The organism is Microseira sp. BLCC-F43 (genome assembly GCF_041929235.1).
Taxonomy (GTDB): domain Bacteria; phylum Cyanobacteriota; class Cyanobacteriia; order Cyanobacteriales; family Aerosakkonemataceae; genus Microseira.
The window spans coordinates 20,239-34,953 of the sequence record NZ_JBHFNP010000040.1 but is presented as its reverse complement, the minus strand read 5'-3'; the positions used below and the strand labels follow the sequence as shown (position 1 = coordinate 34,953).

Here is a 14,715-nt window from a genome sequence, read left to right as displayed (position 1 = left end):
TCTCTTCTACTATTAGCTAATTCGGTGGGAAGCCCCACACCATACCGCAAGGTTGGTGTGGGATGAAAGCCACGGCGTTGTTAATGAACTGTACTCTTGACCAATGTGAAGCTAAGCTTCACATTGGTCAAGATCGCGAATTTAATCTCCTATTAAGCGAACATCCCCGGACATAGTGGTACAATTAACCCAAGAGTTGAGGATACCACTATTGTCAAATATGTCACCCCAAGGGAGGCGACCGAAATCCTTGGAGTCAACGAACGAACGCTCCGGCGCTGGCACGAGCAAGGAAAAATCGAAGCTATCTGGACAGAAGGGAAGCAGAGGCGGTACAACGTCGAAGGCTACACAGCTAGAGCTAGATCTGGACTGGACACCAGAGCAGACATTCTCTATGCCAGAGTCAGTTCTCGCGCCCAAAAACCAGACCTTGACCGACAAGTTGAATATCTCACCTCTAAATACCCAGACGGAGAAGTCATCTCAGAAATCGGAGGAGGTCTTAACTTTAAACGGAAAAAGATGCTTGCCGTACTGGAGCGAATCATGTCAGGAGATATCAAGCGTCTTGTGGTCGCTCACAAAGACCGACTGGCAAGGTTCGGATTTGACTTGTTTCGATGGTTCTGCGAACAAAACGGGTGCGAACTCGTGGTTCTCAACGAAACAAGTCTCTCTCCGCAAGAAGAAATGGTTGAGGACATCCTCGCAATTCTTCACTGCTTCAGTTCAAGGCTTTATGGACTCCGCAAGTACAAGACTCAGATGCAAGAAGATCCGGATTTACCCAAGCGTTGAACTTAACAAACTATGGCGCAAATGGTTAGCAGCCTGCCGATACTGTTTCAATCAAGCAATTGCTTATCAACGGCAAAATAAACGAATTGGTAAGCTAAAGCTAAGGAACATTATTATGCAATCAGACTTACCAGAATGGGTTAAGGAAACGCCTTGTCATATTAGGCAAAATGCTGTATTTGATGCCGATCGGGCTTATAAAGCCAGTGCTGATGCTAAATTTAGAAGCTGTCGATCTACCCAACAAACCATTAAGTTTAACGATTGTAATTTCAGGTCAGGTTGCTGGTATCCGAAGCTAACAAAAAAACTTAAGTTTGTCGCAGCTGAGCAAATTACTGAAGCTTGCTCAAATGCTACACAGCTCACATTTTCCAAGGGAAGATGGTTTGCTATCATTCCTGAAGAGATACCAGTTGAGCAAAAAGACTCCGATGGAATTATTGCCTTAGATCCAGGGGTAAGAACTTTTTTGACAGGCTTTGATGGACACAGGTTTATTGAGTTTGGCTCTGGTGATATCGGGAGAATTACTCGACTTTGCCAGCATCTCGACAACTTAATGAGTCGAATGATGAAAGCCGGTCGGAAACAACGCCGAAGGATGCGCCAAGCCGCTCATCGGATGCGGAACAAAATTCGTAACCTGATTGATGAGGCTCACAAGCAAATCGTTCACTACTTAACCGATAATTATCGCGTCATATTTCTTCCGACTTTCGAGACTTCCCAAATGGTTGCCAAAGTCAGAAGAAAGATTCGAGCCAAAACAGTTAGGTCAATGCTGACTTGGGCGCATTACCGATTTGAGTTATTCCTCAACCAAAAAGCAGAGATGACCAACAGGATTGTGATTTATGGTTCAGAGGCTTATACCTCAAAAACCTGCACAAAGTGTGGTCATATTCATCACTCCTTGGGAGGCTCCAAGGTCTTCAAATGCCCTGAATGCGGTCATGTTTTGCCGCGAGATATGAATGGTGCTTTGGGCTTTATGCTCAGAGCTTTGCGGGATACCGCCTTCACCATCAATTCGGATGGTGTTGCTATCGCTGCATTATCCGGGGATTTCCCGTATTGTGTCGCGTAAATGTATCAGTACAGTGAAGAAACACCAATCTCTGACCAACGCAGCCAGAAAATCTGGTATGATTTTGATGGGGTTGATGACCTCCCAGCCTCTCTACCAGACAGGTCACATTAGCGTAACGACGCTTACCACAGAAAGATTGTCGCTGGGAAAGCCGAGTCGTCACTGGAAGCTATGAGCAAGCCATACGACAAGGACGAATAGCAATCACACTCCTTGGGGCGCAGGGAGTCTGCCCGGATACAGTGCAGGCTGTATGCCAGTAAGGGACACGGAAACGCGATCCAAAGCTGCGGACGCTGTGTAAGACCAATATTCTGCTCGCGGAGTGGAGGCAACGGCGGATGAAACGGGAAGCCCACTCTGTATGCGAAGCGTCAGTGTGTGGTACGTCACAAATGGTGACAAAAATTATTTCCCTCCAACTGCTAGAACAATGGCTTTCTTGCGTCAGTATGTTTTTCCGTTTTTAATTGTGGCAATGTTTTTGGTTGCGCTCGTAGCAGTCAGCGCCCGCATCTTTTTACCAGCCGATCTGGCAGCCCCCGCACCCCAAGTTGAAGCACCAGCGGCTGAACCAGTAGCAACCCAGCCATCGGTTACCTCACCCAATTAGCAATTAGCAATTACCTATAGGGTATGTCAATTTTGCTACCAACGGGCTACCAGCTTCGCAGCGGATCGAGTTTAGAGCGGGCGATGCTGGTAAAGTTTATGCAAAAAACTTACCAAGAGTTTGACCCAGAAAGGGATTTTTCCCATCTAGCTCAAACAGTCGAGCAATATTTGTCCAAAGATACGCCGCTTTGGTGGGTAGAATTTTTAGACGAGGAAGATAAGGAAGATAAGGAAGCAGTATTGCTCACCCGCTCACCTGCTCACCAGCTCACCCGCTCAAGAGCTCAAGAGCTCACCTGTTCAAGAGCGATCGCTTCCCTCTGGATCGGTAACGCCGTCGATCAGCTAAAAGGATCCCGCCACACCCACATTTTTTTGCTCTACGTCGCGCCAGAACACCGCCGCAAAGGCATCGGCACGGCTTTGATGCATCATGCTGAAGATTGGGCTAGGGCGAGAGGCGATCGCCAAATTAGCCTGCAAGTGTTTCTATCCAACCAAGGCGCCGTAAATCTTTATCAGCAGCTAGGCTACCAAACTGAGTCGCTTTTGATGGTTAAATCGATAAATTGATAAGATTTCCCCTCAAAAGTCAGGTGGCATCAGGTCCCAGGTGATGGTAATTTTACTTTATATGTATGACGAAGATGACCTGAGCGTAATCGATCCGGATGCCGATCTAGACAGTCCTTTAGATCCGCTAGATGCGCTCGATGCCGAACCGGAAGAGACAAAGCCCAATCCAGATGCGATGCTGGCGTTACTGGAGTCTGGCGCCACGCCACAAAAAACGATCGCAGCGCGAGCGTTTTGCGAAATTCAGGACGAACGGGCTATTCCCCATCTGATTCGCTTGTTGACGGATGCTTGTCCGTTGGTGCGGGTAAGTGCTGCTTATGCTTTGGGACGAAATCCCAGCCCGGATGCAGTTGAGCCGCTGATCGCCCAGTTAAACCGCGACTGGAACGGCTACGTGCGAAAGGGAGTAGTCTGGGCATTGGGAAATTGCCGCGATCGCCGCGCCTTAGCCCCCCTGCTCGATGCCCTCAAAACCGATATTTCCGCCGTGCGACTGTGGGCAGCTAGTGGGTTAGCCCAAATGGCAGAATTAGGCTACGATGCCGTTGTAGCAGCCGTTCCCCCGGTGATTGAAGCTTTAATCCAAGACCCAGTAGCAGCAGTTCGCAGTAACTGCGCTTGGTCGTTGGGGCAACTGTGCCGCGAACTTCCCTCTAACGTAGTCTATGCCGGTGCGATCGACGCCCTAATTCAAGTTTTGGAAGAAGACGAAGACATGGGAGTGCGAGAAGACGCCAAAGCCTCCCTGTTGCGAGTTGGCGATCCTCGCGGGTTGCAACTGATTGAAGCGATGCAACAAGAAGAGTTAATCTGATGGGTCGGCTTGAAGAGGACGCTAAGGAGGCTAAGGAGGCTCTGACGCTAAGGAGGCTAAGGAGGCTCTGACGCTAAGGAGGCTAAGGAGGCTCTGACGCTAAGGAGGCTCTGACGCTAAGGAGGCTCTGACGCTAAGGAGGCTCTGACGCTAAGGAGGCTCTGACGCGGAGAAATCCCTTGTCTAAAGTCAAGGGATTCAAACAAGAAAATTTTTTTATTATCCACGAATAAATTTGCTTGCTCTGCGCCGGATGCTTCGATCTGGAGAAAGCCCGTCCTGCCTTTCTCCGCGTCTTTGCGTCTCCCTTTCTTTGCGTCTCCCTTTCTTTGCGTCTTATTCGTCAGACTGGTGAGTTTGGGGGGTGACGGATACCTTCTCAATATATTGGCTTTCCATCAAAAAGGCTCCTTTAGCGAAGCGAACTCCCCAATACCCCCCAGGTCGCCTGTCCAGGATAATACCTTCTTCCCCAATGCGAATCACATCGGGGGGACGCAGCATCGGCATCGGTTCGGCTGTTTTAACGTAGGCTGGTAGTGCTACGACTCGGACTTTATCGCCAACGGTAAATTGTTTGGTCATTGCTAATTGCTAATTGCTAATTGCTAATTGCTAATTGCTAATTGCTAATTGCTAATTGCTAATTGCTAATAGGTAATGGGTGAAAAGCTTCCCTATTACCTATTACCCATTACCTATTACCTAATCTAAATTTACTTAGGGTGCTTGCCAAATTTTGTGATGGTAATCTTCTAAATTGGCATAGGGGTCAACTGGTGGGTGGTCGTGGTGATGGTGATGGTGGTCGTGGTGATGGTGATGGTGGTCGTGACTGTGACTGTGACCGTTACTATTGCTAACAGCTGCTAAGCGGAATTTGCACATTTCGCAGTTCATTTGTACCTGTCCCAGTTGGGTTTCGATTTCCCTTTCCCGCATGACGGAAAATAGTTGGGGATGCAGTCCCATTTCTGGTAAGCAGGTCATGGCAATATCGGGATATTGTTCCTGTTGTTGGGCGGTGATATCGAAGATTTTTTTCACCAGAAGACCTGTAAACAGAAAGTAGGGCAGGACGATAATACGCTTAGGTTGGTAAAGTCGGGCGCGACGGAAACCTTCTTCTAAACGGGGGTGGGTAATGCCGATAAAACAAGTTTCGACGGTGAGGTAACCGCTGCCTTCCCATAAAATACGGGCGAGTTTGTATACGTCGCCGTTGGCATCGGGGTCGCTGGAACCTCTGCCGACAAATAGCACAACTGTGTCTTTTCTGTCAATATGGGGATGGTCTAGGGCGGCGAGGCGATCGCGCCACAAATCTAAAATACCGGGTGTAATCCCAAAATGCCGCCCGTAGTGAAACGTTAACTGGGGATATTTCGCCTTTGCCCGGTCTAATTCGTTGGTAATGTCAAACTTATTGTGTCTGGCGGCAAATAACAACACTGGCAGCACGGAGAAGTCAGTATAGCCTTGTTCTACGCAGCGATCGATCCCTTCTTGAATCGTAGGGCCGGTGAGTTCCAAGAAACAAGGCACTACTGGGCGCGAATAGTCCAATGCTTGATAAGCAGCGGCAAAATCTAAAAAGCACTGCCGTCCATCATTGTCCCTGGTACCGTGACCGATGATCAATAGCGGACGTTGTAGGGGTAGGGGAGGTAGTAACTGGGAGGGTACGGTAAGATTGGTTGGATCTACAGTTTGCATCTAGGTTAAAGCTCCTTTCCCGTGCAAGGCAGGAAATTAGAGGTTACGGGTAACATTTAGGTATTCTGGCTCGCGATCGCTCGCTTACAGTTGCCGCACAGCCTCGGACTTACACCGACGTTTCCCTATTGTGTTACCTTTGGGTTTGCCTTGTTATCTTAGCGGATAAATTGAATTCCAGAATCCGGGGGAGGGGGTAAGATTTTAGATTTTAGATTTTGGATTTTAGATTGATAGGACTGACGCAAGGGCGTTGCCATCACCTTTGTTTCGACCTAGATCCATAGTTTCCTTTTCAACAATTTTTCATAGAAACCCCGATGGGTGCGTGTAAGTCCTGATTGATTAATCAAGGTAGGAGCGATCGCTTGCACTAAGCGATCGCTTGCTCACGCTTAAACTTGGTATAACTCTTGTACCTGGGTTAACGGCATTTCCCAGAGTAATTCTGGTTGCCAAGTTCCCACATCAAGCTGAGAATTTCGCCCCCGCTGATAGGCAGGCCATAAAGCATCCCAACTTATATTTAGCGAGCGATTTTGTTTTTGGATAATTCTTAAAAGTCCAACTCCGATCAGTAGGTGACCGAGTCTAAACTTGGAACCGAGTAAAAATGCTTGAACTGCCAGTTCGCCGATCGGATCGGTGCCGTAACCCGTGAGGACGTGAACGGCATCGTGCAATTGTTTGCGACGCGGCCCCGTTGTGAAAGGTTGTAAGTTATTCTGGTCGAGAAAGTCGGCTAAACTGCGTCCAAAAGTGCCGATAGTCAGCTGGCGCAACTGCTCAATTTCTACAATTTGTGGCACGTTTCTTCCCAGCAATTCCGACGTGCGATCAAGTAAATCTAAAAATACTGGAACGAAGCGAGTAGGGTTGGGTGCAGTAACAGAAGAGTTCATAATTTTCTCAGTTCTTAGAATTATAGGCTTGTTTGTAGTAAGGACTGAAGTCCTTAACTCTCCAGCAATGAGGACTTTAGTCCTCATTGCTAACCGATGAGATTGATTAATTTGTTATGGGTCATTTGCTACTTTCACTGACCCATCACCAATTTGATTACTGAGTTTGTTGCTGCATTAGAGAACGGACATTTTGCCGAATTTGCTGCCGCTGTTCGGGGGTGATAATATTGGCTATCTGGGTGCGAACTGACTCAAAGGTTGTTCGCAGTTGGGTTTTCTGTTCGGGGGAAATATCGATGGATGCGAACGCATTCCGCATCCCCTCACCTCGTGCTAACGCCGCTTGCAACTGATTTTGCTGTTCTGATGTTAAAATGCTCTCCATCTGAGCGCGAGTTTGGCTGCGGATTTGAGCGAGTTGAGTTTCTTGTTTCTGGGTTAGTTCGATCCCCGATAGCATTGGCGGTAGCATTTCAGATGGCGTCAGGGGTGAGGCATGGACAGCAGAAGCAGTGAAAGGAATGACGAATACAACGGTTGCAGCTACCATTGAAATCAATTGGCGTTTCATTTGGCTTTTCTCCTTGACTTTGCTTTGATGTCTCAATCGTAAAAAATCAGACGTTTAACTCCATGAGAAAAAAGTCACAAATCTAACCATGACAAAAGTAAGATATCCTACCATGACTTTTGTCATGGGTCAGGTATCCGCCACAGGATGGGAAAAATATATGTTATCCGCAGATGTAAAAGAATTAGATTTACAAAGCCTCTTGGCTGATAATGCAAATATTCCAGGTTTTACCTACATTCCAGATTATATTAATGCATCGCAAGCAGAACAATTGCTGTTGACGATTGACCAACAAATCTGGTCTACCCAATTAAAACGAAAGGTGCAACATTACGGATATAAATATGATTACAAAAAGCGTTTATTAGATCCGTCGATGAACTTGGGGACTTTGCCAAATTGGGCGCAGGATATCGCCCAAAAATTCTATCTCGAAGGTTTAACGGAAAAAATCCCAGACCAAGCGATCGTAAACGAATACCAACCCGGACAAGGGATTGCCAATCACATCGACTGCGTACCTTGCTTTGGCAATACAATTATTTCACTTAGCTTGGGAGGTACTTGTGTAATGGAATTTACTCATGCTAAAACAAAGGAAAAGATTCCAGTATTATTAATGCCTAGAAGTATAATTATCCGGCAAGGCGCCGCCCGCTATGAGTGGCAACACGGCATTGTCCCCCGTAAAACCGATAAGTATCAAGGTAGGGAATTTGTCAGAGATAGAAGAGTTTCTCTAACATTTAGAAAAGTGCGTTTGTCCGAACAATCCGACTAAAATATAAAATCTAAAATTGCTATGAGTCGATATATTGAAATTAAAACGCATCCAATTCTGTTTTTGCTATATCTTGAGTGGATATTGCTGTTTATCGTGGCGCTAACGGAACTGCTGCCAGATCCAGTTGACAAATTGCCTCGGTTGTCGCTGCTAAATCTATTTTGTGTGGGTTCTTTGTTTATATTGGGGTTAAAATTACCCCAGGTAGGGCGAATCGATAAATTAGTCTATACTCTTGTCGAAATCAGCATAATTTTAGCAGCATCAATAGTGGGGGGAATTCGCCTGTTTCCAGTTTTATATTTAATTTTAACTCTCCGCAGTTGCTTGATTTTTGGGAAAGGGAAATGCTTGGCCATTATGGTGTTAGCGTTTGTGTTATTTCTGGTGACGCTAATTTATCGGTTTCAGACTTTCACTTTCCCGCTTCGCCCCGCAGTCCCAGAAAGATTAGAATTTATTTTATTGGGTTTTGCTATGTTTTTTGGACTGGTTTTGGTATTTTTATTTTTATTGGTCAATGCGGTATTATCCGAACGTCAAAGTCGGGAAGAACTTGCCCTTGCTAATGCTGAACTTCGCAAATATGCTTTAAAAATTGAAGATATGGCAACGCTACAAGAACGTAACCGCATCGCCCGCGATATTCACGATTCTTTAGGGCATTCTCTCACGGCTTTAAACTTGCAAATCGAAACCGCTTTAAAATTGTGGCGATCCCATCCTACTAAAGCCGAGTATTTTTTGGGAGAAGCAAAAAGATTGGGTTCAACGGCATTAAGAGAAGTGCGGGAGTCTGTCTCGAAGTTGCGATCCGATCCGTTGGAGGGGAGGGATTTACAGGAAGCGATCGCGCATTTGATTCAATCTTTTCATTCTACGACGGGTGTATTGCCAAATTGCAGTATTTATCTGCTTAATTCGATTCCCGCTGAATTAAAGGTTTCCATCTATCGCATTTTACAAGAAGCTTTAACTAACATCTGCAAACATGCCCAAGCGACTCATGTAGAGATTCAAATAATGACAACTTCAACCGACATATATCTGATAATTGATGACAATGGCAAAGGCTTTAATTTAAAACAAAATACTACGGGTTTTGGACTGCAAGGAATGCGCGAACGCACCCAGTCACTGGGCGGTCAATTGGAAATTCAAACTTCCCTGCGTCAGGGATGTAGAATTACAGCAAGTTTTCCTTTGCTAATTGGTAATTGCTAATTGGTAATTGGTAATTGCTAATAGGTAATTGGTAATGGCTAATTGCTAATTGGTAATTGGTAATTAATCCATTAGCCATTACCTATTAGCCATTAGCCATTAGCCATTAGCCATTAGCCATTAGCCATTAGCCATTACCTATTATGATTCGTTTATTGCTGGTGGATGACCAACATTTAATCAGGCAGGGATTAAAAGCTTTGCTTGAGTTAGAACCGGATTTAGAAATAGTCGGAGAAGCGGAGAATGGGTCAAGGGCAATTCAAATGGTAGAAACCGTAAAACCAGATGTGGTTTTAATGGATGTGCGGATGCCAATAATGGATGGCGTAGCAGCAACGCGGGAAATTTGTCAGCGCTTTCCTAGTACAAAAGTTTTGGTTTTGACAAGGTTTGATGATGATGAATATATATCTGAATCGTTGCGCTTTGGGGCGGTAGGATATTTGCTCAAAGATACCCCTTCTGAAGAGTTAGCGGCGGCGATTCGGATGGTGCAAAAAGGCTATACTCAACTAGCACCGGGATTAATAGAAAAAATGATAGCGAAAGTTCCCGCACCCGCACCGACAAAAACTATTAACTTACCTCCTGGATGGAACGAACTAACGCCGAGGGAAAAGGAAGTTTTGCGTTTAATTGCTGCGGGTGCGAGTAATCGAGAAATTGCGCGTTCGCTTTATATTACAGAAGGCACGGTAAAGAACCACGTCACGAATATTTTAAATCGTTTAGGGTTGCCTTCTCGCACGCAAGCTGCGATTTTTGCCAATACATTTTTGCCGTTACTGGAATAATTGCAAACACTCGTCTTTCAAAACTCCTTTCGTTACTTTTATTTTTCTAAATCCCCGCTTAATAACTTCTTCGCAATCAATATCGATTTGCGATTGATTTGCTGCAATTAAATCGCCAATCGACGCCCCAAAAACAATTTCAGAAATTCCCGCCCAAACACAAGCAGTCGCGCACATCGGACAAGGTTCGCCCGTGGTATATAGCGTATAACCTTCCAGGGAAGTACTTTGAAGTTTAGCGGTTAAAAGCCGAATCGCATTAATTTCTGCATGGGCGGAAGGGTCTTTATCTCTTTGAACCGTGTTATGTGCTGCGATCGTAACTTCGTTATCTTTCACAATAACTGCACCGTAAGGTGCGTCTCCTTGCTTTGCTTCTTGAAGCGCCAGCTTCATAAAATCTTCAGGATTCATCTGATTTTTTGTATTAATCGCAACAAGTTCTTTTTTATACTAATTGTCGATTGTTTGGCAACAAATATTTACCCAGCTAATGTGTAGAGCGTGAAAAATTTTATCATTTATCTTAACAACGCCTGATGGAGTAAGGGTGATTTTCTAGTCTATAGTAGAGCCAAAGTCTTTTTGCGGTCAAACCATTGCTTAACTCTGTATAACTATAGCATTAAAAAGTATCCTAATATACAAAGGATGGTTTTCAATGGATAGGTGGAAATTAAACATCCAGACTTTATCAGGGACTCCGATGAAGAATAACCCCATTGCATATATCTACGGGGGGAAGTTTTTTGTCTGTGATGGGTTTGTCATGGTTTTACGCCGTTAGCGTGAATGTCTGCTTTCCCTAAAAGCTATCGGTGGCGGCAGAAGACTCAGCTTAAAAGGGTTATCCTTTGTTTAGCCGATGATTCGGAAGGACTTAGCTGTGCAGGCAATTAACGAGAGCCACTATTTACTCAACCACGTCCCCAACAACCCCGCGTTGGGCATCTATCGCGTTTTTGAACCGCAGTGCAGGGAACTTTTGCAGTGGCTTTCGCGGGAAGATGTGCCGAAGCAGCAGAAAGAAGCGTTAATCGCAGCTTTAATCGATTTTGACGACGGATGCGGCGATTTTTATCGAATACGCGCTTATTTTCTCGCAGCATCTGGGATGGGAAAATTCAGGGATTCGCGTCTGGCGGATGCAATAGTCAGGCAGATCGTCAGGGGGGAATTTGGTTGTTTCGATGAGGAAGAGCGGGATTGGGCGAGATTTTCAAGTATAATTGCCCAAAAAGCGCGGGAGATTCTTAAAGAAACGGATATAGAACGAGCGATCGCAGCTATTGCTGAGTTGATCGAGAGTACGTCAGATGAAGCCACCCGCCTGCAAGCGGCATACGATTTGGGGCAAATTGGTACGGGAAATCAAACGGCAATTGCGGCTTTAATCCGAATAATACAAACTTCCCAAGCTCAAGCTACCCGGATGCAAGCGATTTCTAGCTTGGGGCAAATTGGTGCGGGCAGTTCCAGAGCGATCGCAGCAATGGTAGAGTTAATCAGAAGCTCGCATAACGAATACACCCGTTGGCAAGCGGCTTACAGCTTAGGAAAAATAGACCCAGGAAATAAATTTGCGATCGCGACTTTAGTCGAATTGATTCAAACCTCTGTTCAGGAATCCACCCGTCAGCTAGCGGCTGGAGATTTAGAAAAAATAGATCCAGGAAATCCTATAGGCATCGCTACCTTAGTGCAGGTAATTCAAACGAGTAAAAATGAAGAAACCCGCTGGCGAGTAACTTTTGAATTAAGAAAGCCAGAAGAAGCACTAGCAGCAGCGATCGCCAGTCTGGTTGAGGTGATTCAAACTTCGCAGAATGACTTCGCCGTCTGCCAAGTGGCTTCGAGTTTGGCGCAAATTGGCAGCGGCAATCAAAGCGCGATCGTAGCTTTAGAAGAGAAAATTCAGAAATCAGAAAGCGAATACACCCGCTGGCAAACCGCTTATAGTTTAGGGAAAATAGACCCAGGAAATACCGTCGCAATCGCTGCTTTAGTCGAGTTAATCGAAAGCACTAAAAATGAATACGTGCTTTGGCAAGCAGCTTCTAGTTTGGGAAAAATCAACTCAGGGAATGAATTTGCAATCGCGTCTTTGGTGAAGTTGATTGAAACATCTAGCAATCAATCGATCCGTCAGCTATCGGTTTATAGCTTGGGCCAAATCTGCACCAACAACGAAACGGCGATCGCCGCTTTAGTGGGGTTAGTTGAGATTTGCGATAATGAATCAATTTGTAGAAAAGCAGCAGCTAGCTTGGGTAAAATTGCCAGCGGTAACTCGAGTGCGATCGCAGCTTTAGTGCAGCTAATTCAAACAGTGGATAACGAACAAACCCGTTGGCGAAGCGCTTATAGTTTGGGGCGCATCGATCCGGGTAATGACGTTGCGATCTCCACTTTGGTGCAGCTAACCAAAACCGCCCTTAACAAACATACCCAACAGCTAGCCGCTTGTTGTTTAGGGCGAATCGGCAACGGCAACGAAACAGCCATTACGGCGTTAGTCGAGTTGATTCAAACCTGTGAAGATAAATCGATTCGCTGGCTAGCCGCTGGGAGTTTGTGGCAAATTGCAGTGGGAAATCAAGCTGCGATCGCTGCTTTAATCGATTTAATTCAGCACTCTGAAGATGAATCAATTCCTCAGCTTGCTGCTTATAACTTGCGGAAAATTTTACAAGGTGATTCGTTTCCAAAAGTCGTTACAGCCTTAAAAAAATACTTGGATAACCTTGACAAAAACGACATTAAACGCTATATATCTTGCTACGAAGTTCTGTGGTATTGCGCCGAAAACATGACTTACCCAGCCTTTTATCAAGCTTGGCATTCACAATAAAAGGGAAAAAGGTACAGGGTAAAAAGAACAAACAATTACCCATTACCTATTACCCATACCCTCGTTCCCAAGCTCTGCCTGGGAACGCCATTACCTATTACCATTTTACGCAGCCCCGCTATTTTTCCGGAACAAAATTAGGACGGTTTTCACAATCAGCTTGATATCATACATCAGGCTCCAATTCTTTTGGTATTCCAAATCCAAGCGAATCACATCCTCAAATTTGCGAATCGACGAGCGTCCGTTCACCTGCCATTCTCCGGTCATCCCCGGTTTAACATCCAAACGCTGCCATTCGGGAACGTCGTAACGCTCGACTTCATCCGGCGTTGGGGGTCTGGTTCCCACCAAACTCATTTCTCCTGTAAGCACATTCCAAAACTGAGGCAACTCATCCAAACTCGTCCGCCTGAGAAAGCGACCGACCTTTGTAATGCGAGGATCGTTGTCATTTTTGAACAGTTTGTTACCATCCAATTTATTTTCAATTTGTGACTTGAGTGCTTCGGCATTAACGCACATCGAGCGGAATTTCCAGATGCGAAACTTTTTGCCCAACCAGCCGCAGCGGGTTTGAGCGAAGAAAATCGGTCCCGGACTATCCAGTTTAATTGCTACGGCAATCGGAATAAACGCAATTCCCGTAATTGCCAAACCTACCAACGCCCCTACAACATCGATCGCCCGTTTGAGCCAAGAACGGACAGAAGGATGGGTAGCGGGTGGTTGAACCTCGCCCGCTTTAGTTGGTGCTGGTGTTTGGCTGGGGGTGCGCTGCTCGATTTTGAACACTTGGTCGAGTCCCGTAAGCGACAACACCGCCATCACTTGAGGACGCACATCCCACAGAATCAATTCAATTCCCTGCTGCTGTGCGATTTTTAAATTGGTGACCAAGGCTCCCAAACCACTGCTGTCCATAAAAGTGGTCTGGCTAAAATCGAGAATAACCTTGCTAGGAACCGAATTTCCTTGCAAAAACGCTTGAAAAGATTGCTTAAAGGCTACCGCCTCCAGCACGGTTAAGCGAGGGGGTACTGGAATTTGAGGAATCTCGTCCAAGACCTTAACCATAAACTCTACTGATACAAGGGCGCTAACTACACAGACTGAATGCTAAGTTGCAATTCTATGCTAAACCGCAATGTGGGACAGGTGAGCAGGTGGGCAGATGGGAAGGTGGGATCCAGGGGCTATGGTGATGGGGGAGATGAAGCAGATGAGGCAGACTCTGGAAGTGGAAGTAATTTCTTGGCGGACTTACGCCAAGAAACCCGGTTTCTTGGCGTAAGTCCCGATCATCTTCATCACCTGCTTCACCTTCCCCATCTCCCCATCTTCCCTGCACACCAGCACAAGAGCTCGCTCTCCCCGAACAAATCCCAAAAATTTAAGCCAGAATTGGAACTGTTAACCCATTTAGTGGGAGAAAGCGATGATTTGGCAGCGTTTACGTAGAACCATAGCTCCTCTCTTGTTAACAGTTTTACTGCTGGTAACCTCCTGTAGTTCCCAGCCTGCTTCTCGATTTGACCAGGCGCAGCGGGAAAGCACGCAACGAGGAGCCGCACCGGCCGTTGTCAAAGAAGCTACACAAGGTAGCGAATTTAACAAATTTTTTCCCAAAGATGGCGATGGTTTTGATCGCGTCTTCGTCCAGGAGAAAAAAGGTTTTGCCGAAGCAAAGCTGAACAAAGGCGGCAAGAACGTAGCCATGCTGTCGATCTCCGATACAGCAAGCACTCCAGAGGCGAGGAAGAAATTTGAGAACAGTACTCAACAGATTGGCGGTTATCCAGTCGTTGACCAAGGCGCTAACATCACCGCGGCGCTGGTGGGGAACCGCTACCAGGTGAAAGTCCAATCTCGCGATCCGTCCTTTACCAAGAGCGATCGCGAAGCTTGGCTGGCAAAATTCAATCTTGGGGGTTTGGCGGCAATCAAGTAAGAAAAAGCATT

The 14,715-nt window shown here is 46.0% G+C and carries 17 protein-coding genes and 1 riboswitch; of the genes, 11 read left to right on the top strand and 6 right to left on the bottom strand.

What is annotated here, in order from left to right; all coding sequences use genetic code 11:
• Positions 1-210 precede the first annotated feature (210 nt).
• The 5 genes from ACE1CM_RS06660 (at position 211) to ACE1CM_RS06640 (ending at position 3,902) form a co-directional block, all read left to right on the top strand.
• A complete protein-coding gene (locus tag ACE1CM_RS06660; RefSeq protein WP_374876735.1) occupies positions 211-801 on the top strand; it encodes an IS607 family transposase in 591 nt (196 codons plus the stop codon).
• Positions 743-1,891 carry an RNA-guided endonuclease InsQ/TnpB family protein gene (locus ACE1CM_RS06655; protein ID WP_374876616.1) on the top strand — a complete coding sequence of 383 codons (1,149 nt, stop codon included), beginning with the start codon at positions 743-745 and terminating at the stop codon, positions 1,889-1,891. The genes ACE1CM_RS06660 and ACE1CM_RS06655 overlap by 59 nt, the downstream gene beginning before the upstream one ends.
• Before the next feature lie 367 nt (positions 1,892-2,258).
• A complete protein-coding gene (locus ACE1CM_RS06650) occupies positions 2,259-2,507 on the top strand; it encodes a hypothetical protein (RefSeq protein WP_374876615.1) in 249 nt (82 codons plus the stop codon).
• Between the two features lie 23 nt (positions 2,508-2,530).
• Positions 2,531-3,082, top strand: coding sequence for a GNAT family N-acetyltransferase (locus tag ACE1CM_RS06645; RefSeq protein WP_374876614.1), 552 nt, complete (start codon positions 2,531-2,533; stop codon positions 3,080-3,082).
• Between the two features lie 61 nt (positions 3,083-3,143).
• On the top strand, positions 3,144-3,902 hold the full coding sequence (locus ACE1CM_RS06640) for a HEAT repeat domain-containing protein (RefSeq protein WP_374876734.1): 759 nt from the start codon (positions 3,144-3,146) through the stop codon (positions 3,900-3,902).
• A 336-nt stretch (positions 3,903-4,238) separates the two neighbouring features.
• On the opposite strand, the gene sipA is transcribed toward ACE1CM_RS06640, so the two are convergent.
• The 4 genes from sipA to ACE1CM_RS06620 all read right to left on the bottom strand — a co-directional run bounded on the left by sipA (position 4,239) and on the right by ACE1CM_RS06620 (position 7,094).
• Positions 4,239-4,487, bottom strand: coding sequence for a regulatory protein SipA (gene sipA, locus ACE1CM_RS06635; RefSeq protein WP_374876613.1), 249 nt, complete (start codon positions 4,485-4,487; stop codon positions 4,239-4,241).
• Between the two features lie 135 nt (positions 4,488-4,622).
• A complete protein-coding gene (locus ACE1CM_RS06630) occupies positions 4,623-5,618 on the bottom strand; it encodes a sirohydrochlorin chelatase (protein WP_374876612.1) in 996 nt (331 codons plus the stop codon).
• 58 nt (positions 5,619-5,676) lie between these two features.
• Positions 5,677-5,748: riboswitch (cobalamin riboswitch) on the bottom strand.
• A gap of 265 nt (positions 5,749-6,013) precedes the next feature.
• Positions 6,014-6,520 (bottom strand): Coq4 family protein, encoded by a 507-nt coding sequence (locus ACE1CM_RS06625; RefSeq protein WP_374876611.1) that lies wholly within the window; start codon positions 6,518-6,520, stop codon positions 6,014-6,016.
• A gap of 157 nt (positions 6,521-6,677) precedes the next feature.
• Positions 6,678-7,094 (bottom strand): Spy/CpxP family protein refolding chaperone, encoded by a 417-nt coding sequence (locus ACE1CM_RS06620; protein WP_374876610.1) that lies wholly within the window; start codon positions 7,092-7,094, stop codon positions 6,678-6,680.
• Between the two features lie 88 nt (positions 7,095-7,182).
• Between ACE1CM_RS06620 and ACE1CM_RS06615 the strand changes: the two genes are divergently transcribed.
• The 3 genes from ACE1CM_RS06615 (at position 7,183) to ACE1CM_RS06605 (ending at position 9,902) form a co-directional block, all read left to right on the top strand.
• Positions 7,183-7,878: an alpha-ketoglutarate-dependent dioxygenase AlkB gene (locus ACE1CM_RS06615; RefSeq protein ID WP_374876609.1), complete on the top strand. Its 696-nt coding sequence runs from the start codon at positions 7,183-7,185 to the stop codon at positions 7,876-7,878.
• Positions 7,879-7,899: 21 nt separating this feature from the next.
• Positions 7,900-9,105, top strand: coding sequence for a sensor histidine kinase (locus ACE1CM_RS06610; RefSeq protein WP_374876608.1), 1,206 nt, complete (start codon positions 7,900-7,902; stop codon positions 9,103-9,105).
• A 143-nt stretch (positions 9,106-9,248) separates the two neighbouring features.
• Complete coding sequence (locus ACE1CM_RS06605; protein ID WP_374876607.1) at positions 9,249-9,902, top strand: response regulator; 654 nt, start codon at positions 9,249-9,251, stop codon at positions 9,900-9,902.
• Here ACE1CM_RS06605 and ACE1CM_RS06600 read toward each other — a convergent pair.
• Positions 9,891-10,316 carry a nucleoside deaminase gene (locus ACE1CM_RS06600; RefSeq protein WP_374876606.1) on the bottom strand — a complete coding sequence of 142 codons (426 nt, stop codon included), beginning with the start codon at positions 10,314-10,316 and terminating at the stop codon, positions 9,891-9,893. The two genes, ACE1CM_RS06605 and ACE1CM_RS06600, sit on opposite strands and share 12 nt — an antisense overlap.
• 472 nt (positions 10,317-10,788) lie before the next feature.
• On the opposite strand from ACE1CM_RS06600, the gene ACE1CM_RS06595 reads away from it, so the two are divergent.
• On the top strand, positions 10,789-12,753 hold the full coding sequence (locus ACE1CM_RS06595; protein ID WP_374876605.1) for a HEAT repeat domain-containing protein: 1,965 nt from the start codon (positions 10,789-10,791) through the stop codon (positions 12,751-12,753).
• 105 nt (positions 12,754-12,858) lie between these two features.
• On the opposite strand, the gene ACE1CM_RS06590 is transcribed toward ACE1CM_RS06595, so the two are convergent.
• On the bottom strand, positions 12,859-13,830 hold the full coding sequence (locus ACE1CM_RS06590; protein WP_374876604.1) for an anti-sigma factor antagonist: 972 nt from the start codon (positions 13,828-13,830) through the stop codon (positions 12,859-12,861).
• A gap of 57 nt (positions 13,831-13,887) precedes the next feature.
• Here ACE1CM_RS06590 and ACE1CM_RS06585 point away from each other — a divergent pair, with 57 nt between their 5' ends.
• Both ACE1CM_RS06585 and ACE1CM_RS06580 read left to right on the top strand, forming a co-directional pair.
• Positions 13,888-14,214, top strand: a complete 327-nt coding sequence (locus ACE1CM_RS06585) for a hypothetical protein (protein ID WP_374876603.1) — start codon at positions 13,888-13,890, stop codon at positions 14,212-14,214.
• A complete protein-coding gene (locus tag ACE1CM_RS06580) occupies positions 14,192-14,704 on the top strand; it encodes a hypothetical protein (RefSeq protein WP_374876602.1) in 513 nt (170 codons plus the stop codon). Before ACE1CM_RS06585 ends, ACE1CM_RS06580 begins: the two co-directional genes overlap by 23 nt.
• Positions 14,705-14,715: the final 11 nt, after the last annotated feature.

Bases quoted from the DNA above. Each gene is read 5' to 3' on its own strand.
- ACE1CM_RS06655 (WP_374876616.1), top strand. From the start codon at position 743: ATGGACTCCGCAAGTACAAGACTCAGATGCAAGAAGATCCGGATTTAC.
- ACE1CM_RS06650 (WP_374876615.1), top strand. From the start codon at position 2,259: ATGCGAAGCGTCAGTGTGTGGTACGTCACAAATGGTGACAAAAATTAT.
- ACE1CM_RS06645 (WP_374876614.1), top strand. From the start codon at position 2,531: ATGTCAATTTTGCTACCAACGGGCTACCAGCTTCGCAGCGGATCGAGT.
- ACE1CM_RS06640 (WP_374876734.1), top strand. From the start codon at position 3,144: ATGTATGACGAAGATGACCTGAGCGTAATCGATCCGGATGCCGATCTA.
- sipA (WP_374876613.1), bottom strand. From the start codon at position 4,487: ATGACCAAACAATTTACCGTTGGCGATAAAGTCCGAGTCGTAGCACTA.
- ACE1CM_RS06630 (WP_374876612.1), bottom strand. From the start codon at position 5,618: ATGCAAACTGTAGATCCAACCAATCTTACCGTACCCTCCCAGTTACTA.
- ACE1CM_RS06625 (WP_374876611.1), bottom strand. From the start codon at position 6,520: ATGAACTCTTCTGTTACTGCACCCAACCCTACTCGCTTCGTTCCAGTA.
- ACE1CM_RS06620 (WP_374876610.1), bottom strand. From the start codon at position 7,094: ATGAAACGCCAATTGATTTCAATGGTAGCTGCAACCGTTGTATTCGTC.
- ACE1CM_RS06615 (WP_374876609.1), top strand. From the start codon at position 7,183: ATGACAAAAGTAAGATATCCTACCATGACTTTTGTCATGGGTCAGGTA.
- ACE1CM_RS06610 (WP_374876608.1), top strand. From the start codon at position 7,900: ATGAGTCGATATATTGAAATTAAAACGCATCCAATTCTGTTTTTGCTA.
- ACE1CM_RS06605 (WP_374876607.1), top strand. From the start codon at position 9,249: ATGATTCGTTTATTGCTGGTGGATGACCAACATTTAATCAGGCAGGGA.
- ACE1CM_RS06600 (WP_374876606.1), bottom strand. From the start codon at position 10,316: ATGAATCCTGAAGATTTTATGAAGCTGGCGCTTCAAGAAGCAAAGCAA.
- ACE1CM_RS06590 (WP_374876604.1), bottom strand. From the start codon at position 13,830: ATGGTTAAGGTCTTGGACGAGATTCCTCAAATTCCAGTACCCCCTCGC.
- ACE1CM_RS06585 (WP_374876603.1), top strand. From the start codon at position 13,888: ATGCTAAACCGCAATGTGGGACAGGTGAGCAGGTGGGCAGATGGGAAG.
- ACE1CM_RS06580 (WP_374876602.1), top strand. From the start codon at position 14,192: ATGATTTGGCAGCGTTTACGTAGAACCATAGCTCCTCTCTTGTTAACA.